Origin of the sequence: Neisseria sp. HMSC065C04, from assembly GCF_001815375.1 — a bacterium.
In the GTDB taxonomy this organism is placed as follows: Bacteria; Pseudomonadota; Gammaproteobacteria; order Burkholderiales; family Neisseriaceae; genus Neisseria; species Neisseria flavescens_D.
In genome coordinates this window covers 56,401-57,116 of record NZ_KV820415.1, presented here as the reverse complement: position 1 = coordinate 57,116, position 716 = coordinate 56,401, and the positions used below count along the sequence as shown (strand labels likewise).

1 protein-coding gene is annotated in these 716 nt (G+C 59.6%); it reads left to right on the top strand.

What is annotated here, in order from left to right:
- Positions 1 to 716 (top strand): contractile injection system protein, VgrG/Pvc8 family (locus tag HMPREF3022_RS11735; protein WP_210399665.1); only part of this gene is annotated, 716 nt, incomplete at both ends.

Sequence of the window (716 nt, the reverse complement as noted above, 5' to 3'; positions counted from 1 at the left end):
CGTCTTCGGCGACAGTCCCGAACACTATTTGCGCGACCAAAGTCTGCCCGTTTCCTACCGCCCCCATGCAGGATTGGAAAGCGTCGGTACCGAAGCACTCTTCAACTTAAGCATCCGCCACAACCCCATCGTCGAAGGCATACGCACGGCCGACTACAACTACCGCAGCGCCGATACCGACCTCTTTGCCGAAGCCGACAACAAACAATCCGAAGAATCAGCCGACAACACCGTCTTATTGGGCAAACAGCAGCATTGGGGCCTTCATCCCAAAACAACCGACGAAGCCCAAGTTCAGACGACCCTGTTGAACGAAGCCAACCTCTGCCGTCAAACCGTCGCTGCCGGCAGCGGCAACGTCGTCTCCATGACACCGATGAAGGTGTTCCAAACCGACGTCTCCTTCCCGGAAGCCCCCGACGGCTGGTTGGTACTTTCCATGGAACACAGCGGCAGCCGCGATACCGCCTACAGCCATACCTTTACCGCCATCTCCGCCCAACTCACCTACCGTCCCGAACGCACCACCCCGCGTCCGCATATCGACGGTACCTTACCGGCACGGGTGACCGCGGCGGAGAACTGCACCTACGCCTACATCGACGAGATGGGGCGCTACCGCGTCAAACTGCCGTTTGATTTAGACGAATGGAGCCCCGGCGGGGAAAGCCGTCCTGTCCGGCTGGCCAAACCCTATGCCGGTCCCGAATACGGCA